The 5,341-nt window shown below is 35.0% G+C and carries 4 protein-coding genes and 1 tRNA gene; all 5 read right to left on the reverse strand.

Annotated features, from left to right (window positions below; all coding sequences use genetic code 11):
* Positions 1 to 146 precede the first annotated feature (146 nt).
* Positions 147 to 231, reverse strand: a tRNA-Ser gene (locus tag ACIQ2I_RS07655).
* A 135-nt stretch (positions 232 to 366) separates the two neighbouring features.
* The gene (gene ribB, locus ACIQ2I_RS07660) at positions 367 to 1,497 is read right to left on the reverse strand and encodes a 3,4-dihydroxy-2-butanone-4-phosphate synthase (RefSeq protein WP_396181834.1); all 1,131 of its coding nucleotides are present in this window, start codon (positions 1,495 to 1,497) and stop codon (positions 367 to 369) included.
* The gene (locus tag ACIQ2I_RS07665; protein WP_396181835.1) at positions 1,487 to 2,974 is read right to left on the reverse strand and encodes an LptF/LptG family permease; all 1,488 of its coding nucleotides are present in this window, start codon (positions 2,972 to 2,974) and stop codon (positions 1,487 to 1,489) included. Before ACIQ2I_RS07665 ends, ribB begins: the two co-directional genes overlap by 11 nt.
* A gap of 60 nt (positions 2,975 to 3,034) precedes the next feature.
* On the reverse strand, positions 3,035 to 3,697 hold the full coding sequence (locus ACIQ2I_RS07670) for an outer membrane lipoprotein carrier protein LolA (RefSeq protein ID WP_396181836.1): 663 nt from the start codon (positions 3,695 to 3,697) through the stop codon (positions 3,035 to 3,037).
* 15 nt (positions 3,698 to 3,712) lie between these two features.
* Positions 3,713 to 5,341, reverse strand: a 1,629-nt coding sequence (locus tag ACIQ2I_RS07675) for a DNA translocase FtsK (protein ID WP_396181837.1), incomplete at its 5' end; no start/stop codon positions are given.

Genomic DNA, 5,341 nt, shown 5'->3' on the forward strand with positions numbered 1-5,341 from the left:
AATGGAATTTACAAGCTAAAAACAGGTTAAAGGGATTGTATTCTATTGTAAATAAATTTTAATTTTATTGTTGGGAAGATGCTGGGAAAATATTAAATTAAAAAACCCTAACTTACTGATTAACAGTGGTTAGGGTTTTAATTCAGCGGAGAAAGAGGGATTCGAACCCCCGGACCTGTTACAGTCAACAGTTTTCAAGACTGCCGCATTCGACCGCTCTGCCATTTCTCCAATAAGACGTGCACCACTTTCGTAATGCGAGTGCAAATATAAAAGGTTTTTTCTATTAAAAAAACAATTGTATTACTTTTTTTGGAAGTTTTTTTTAAATAGCTGATAGTCACTATTTACATGCTTTTTTGAAGCTTAATAATTCAAATATTCCGTTATTTCTAAGCCGTAACCAATCATTCCCACACGCTTGTTTTGCCAGGAATTGGTTAGTAATTTAATCTTAGAAATATCCAAATCATGTAAAATCTGTGCCCCAATACCAAAGTCTTTTCCATCTACAGCAATTCTTGGTGTAGTAAAATCTCCCGAAGCCTGCAAACGTTTCAATTCCGCCAAACGATCCAACAATTCCACCGATTGCATTTCTTGATTGATAAACAAAATCGCACATTTATCATACGATTCAAACTTCTTAAAAACATCTTCTAACTTCTTATTCAAAGTATCAGTCAAACTACCCAATATGTCATTGGTTACTTGCGTAGAATTAATTCGGGTAAGTATCTCCTCACCTACACTCCAGCTTCCTTTGGTTAAGGCAATATGTACCTTCTTGTTGGTTACTTGTAAATAAGCGCGCAAACGATACGTACCAAAACGGGTTTGTATTTCAAAGTCCTCTTTTTTCTTAATCAAACTATCGTGCTGCATTCTGTAAGCCACCAAGTCTTCTATAGAAACCAATTTCAAATCAAATTTCTTAGCTACCTCAACCAATTCTGGCAAACGGGCCATGGAACCATCATCATTCATAATCTCACATATCACACCTGCAGACGAATATCCTGCCAAACGGGCAAAATCAATAGCCGCTTCCGTATGTCCTGTTCTTCGCAATACCCCACCTTGTCTGGCAATCAAAGGAAAAATATGTCCTGGACGGCCTAGTTCGTATGGTTTTGTATTTGGATGTACCAATGCTTCAATAGTTTTAGCACGATCGGCTGCAGAAATACCTGTAGTTACCCCATTGCCTTTTAAATCTACAGAAACTGTAAAAGCCGTTTCCATATTATCGGTATTGTTGGTCACCATAGTATGCAATTCCAATTCCTTACATCTCGATTCGGTTAAAGGCACACAAATAAGCCCTTTTCCGTGCGTAGCCATAAAGTTGATCATTTCTGGCGTAACTTTATCCGCAGCAGCTAAAAAATCCCCTTCATTCTCTCTGTCTTCATCATCTACCACAATAATCATTTTACCCTGACGGATATCTTCAATAGCTTCTTCTATGGTATTCAATTGTATGTTATGACTCATTATTTGTAATATTTTCGCTAGCAAGCGAATTAGTATTTCGTTTATTTAGAAATCTTTTTATAGGCAGCACCAACCAATCTAAATTGATGGTCAATCCCATATCATTGGTGGCTCTGTAAGTAAGTAAAATCGCAAAAGGAGTGAGTATAAGTGCGCCAGCTGCCGTTCCTATAAGAGGAGGAAGCGCGTCTTGTCCAGCTAATTTCTTACCAAACGTATTGGCAAAATTATAAACAATAAAAATTAATACTGCAAATACAAGCGGCAATCCTAGTCCGCCTTTTTTGATAATAGCACCTAAAGGAGCACCAATAAAAAACATCAACAAACAGGAATAGGCAATCAGTATTTTATCGTAATACCCAATCCAGTGGTCGTTAATATTGTTTTGTTTAAACTCTAAATCTGTTTTGTAACTTTCCAATGTAAAAATAGTATTGTTAAGATTGTTTTTTGCAAGATCCAAGACTAGGGCTTTTTTATCGGCAGGAAACAAAGCAATTAAATCGTCGGTTAATTTAGTCTTGTTTGGCACCACTACAGAAGCAACCACAGGTACATTATATTCCATAGCAAGACTTTCTGCACTTTTATCTAAGTTATCACTATAAGAGATAACATCTTTGTTAAAAGTCAATTGTAGTGAATCAATCGTATATTTCAATTCGCTCATGTTTAACATGTTGTAGGTATTAACAATCTCATTACCTTCAGTAGTAGCACCATTTAGTTTAGCCAAATCAATAGTAACAGTATATTTCTTAAAGCTACTTTTAGCAAAAGGCAACTTGTCGCGATCTTCAAACTTTTTGGGCTGAATGTCCTCGTAATAATTTCCGTCTAATAAATCCAACTGCAGTAAATTGGTAGATTCATCACTTTTCAACACCCCTCTTTTGGCTTTAATAACGGTAGTAACCGTACCAAACTCCCCTTTTTTCATATGCATTGTAATACCTTCTAAAAACGAGCCGTTTTCACCTGATTTCTTTTCTACATGTATAGAGGTTGTAGTGCCTATTTTACTAAATTGTCCTTCACCAATAGCCATTGCCGGTTTGGTTTGAACGATGGTTTTTCTTAAATTGATGAATCTGAATTGCGCTTCAGGAATAATATTGTTAGCAAATAAAAAGGCAACTGCACTAAAAACAAAACTACACAGTATTAAATACCTCATGGCCCTACCCAAAGAAATACCACCCGATTTCATCGCTGCAAATTCATAGTTTTCAGCAAAGCTACCAAAGGTCATAATAGAAGCCAATAAAATAGACAAAGGCAGTACCAAAGGCACCATAATTGGCGAATAGAAAGAAATGAATTTTAATATGGTTAAAAAATCTAAATCCTTTCCTGCTAGTTCAGCAATAAACAACCAAATACTTTGCAAAACGAAAATAAAAAAAAGGATTACAAATACCGTGGTAAATGTAATCAGGAATGATTTTAATAAATATTTATCAATTATTTTCATTGCGTTGTACTACTTAGTGATAGCAATCTGGGTTTGCTAATAAAATGGAAACCTAGTTAATTAATCCGCTTTATTAATATAATAATTTGGATATTTGGCTTTTACAAAGGTAAACTGATTTTTTCCTAACTTTTGGTTAAATTTAAACGAAGTAACTGTTAAAGTTGTTCTAGTTCCGTTTTTACCCACTTCAATTAGGTTATAAATATGATTGGTTTTGGTATCAATACCAATTAAGATTTCTTTTCGTTTGTCTGTAACACTTGAAGGTGTAAGCTTTACATACTGAATGGTTTTTCCAGCAACAGATTGCTTAATGTCCATAGAATATTTAAATCCCTTTTTAAAGAAAGTAAATATCTTATTTGGAGACATGGCATTGGCATCATTTTCATCATTGTTAGAAACTGTAATTTCTTCATCTTCTGGAACAATAGTGTATATTTTCTTCCCATCAAATAATTTGGTCACGCCCATAAAAAACAAAACGTACTTGTTGCCTTGCAACATGACCTTTCCTTTATTCTCCTGATTGATGTTTTCTGCTGAGTTATTGATAGCGTATTTAAAGTCAATCACCATATTTTTGTATGATTTAGCTTTAACAACTACTTTATCTAATAAAGCTTTTGCGGTATTTTTATCCTTTGTAGGTGTGTTTCCAACTGGTGTAAAAGCTACTAAAAAAAAGGTAAGGGCAAAAAGTGTAACTAATTTCTTCATTATAATGTTTTCAATCTATTGTTCGTTCTTAAAAAATATATCTAGCGAATTCATATCCGTAATTAAAACTTGTCTGGCTTTACTACCTTCAAAAGGACCCACAATGCCTGCCGCTTCTAACTGGTCAATAATACGCCCGGCGCGGTTGTATCCTAGTTTTAGTTTTCTTTGAATTAAGGATGCCGAACCTTGTTGTGCAGAAACTACTATTTCAGCCGCATCTCTAAACAAAGAATCACGCTCCGATATATCCATATCAAGTTTTATGCCATTATCTTCGCCAACATATTCTGGCAGTAAATACGCATTGGCATACGCTTTCTGCGAACCAATAAAATCACAAATACGTTCTACTTCTGGTGTATCTACAAAGGCACATTGCACCCGAATTAAATCATTTCCATTTGAAAATAACAAATCTCCTCTACCTATCAATTGGTCGGCACCTCCTGAATCTAAAATTGTTCTAGAATCAATTTTGGAAGTTACTCTAAACGCAATTCTAGCAGGGAAATTGGCTTTAATCATACCCGTAATCACATTCACAGACGGTCGCTGTGTAGCAATAATCAAATGAATTCCAATAGCACGCGCCAACTGAGCCAAACGAGCAATAGGCATTTCTACTTCTTTACCCGCTGTCATAATTAAATCGGCAAACTCATCTACTACTAATACAATATAAGGCAAAAAGCGATGGCCGTTTTCTGGGTTTAATTTTCGTAATTTAAACTTATCATTATATTCTTTAATATTACGTACCATCGCATCTTTCAATAAAGAATAACGGTTGTCCATTTCTAAACACAAAGAGTTTAAGGTATTGATAACTTTCGCATTATCTGTAATAATCGCCTCGTCCGTATCAGGAAGTTTGGCCAAATAATGACGTTCTATTTTATTAAAAAGGGTTAATTCTACTTTCTTCGGATCCACCAATACAAATTTTACTTCTGCTGGATGTTTTTTGTAAAGTAATGAGGTAAGTACGGCATTCAACCCAACAGATTTACCTTGTCCTGTTGCTCCTGCCATCAACAAGTGAGGCATTTTGGCCAAATCGACCACTAAGGTTTCATTTGAAATGGTTTTTCCTAAAGCAATTGGTAATTCCATTTCTGCTTGTTGAAATTTTGGCGAAGCAATGACACTCTTCATAGAAACCATCGATGGATTCGCATTTGGAACTTCAATACCAATGGTTCCCTTACCAGGAATTGGCGCAATAATACGAATTCCTAAAGCTGATAATGATAACGCAATGTCATCTTCTAAGCTCTTAATTTTAGAAATACGAATACCTGCTTCTGGGACAATCTCATATAGAGTAACCGTAGGTCCTACAGTGGCTTTAATCTGAGCGATTTCTATTTTGTAGTTCTTTAACGTATCTACAATTTTATTTTTATTTTCTTCTAATTCCGCTTGATTAATTGTAATACCTAACCCTGAATAATCTTTCATCAATTCAATAGAAGGCATTTGAAAGTTGGACAATTCTAAAGTAGGATCAAATTCACCAAAATCTTGCACCAAACGTTGGGCTAGACTCTCTTCTAAAATATCTTCTTCTTCCGCTTTTTCAATTATAAAAGAAGCATCGTCTGTAGTTATGATTTCAGGTTGTTTAGTTGTTGCTTGCGG

The sequence above is a fragment of the Flavobacterium sp. genome (assembly GCF_044368995.1).
In the GTDB taxonomy this organism is placed as follows: Bacteria; Bacteroidota; Bacteroidia; order Flavobacteriales; family Flavobacteriaceae; genus Flavobacterium.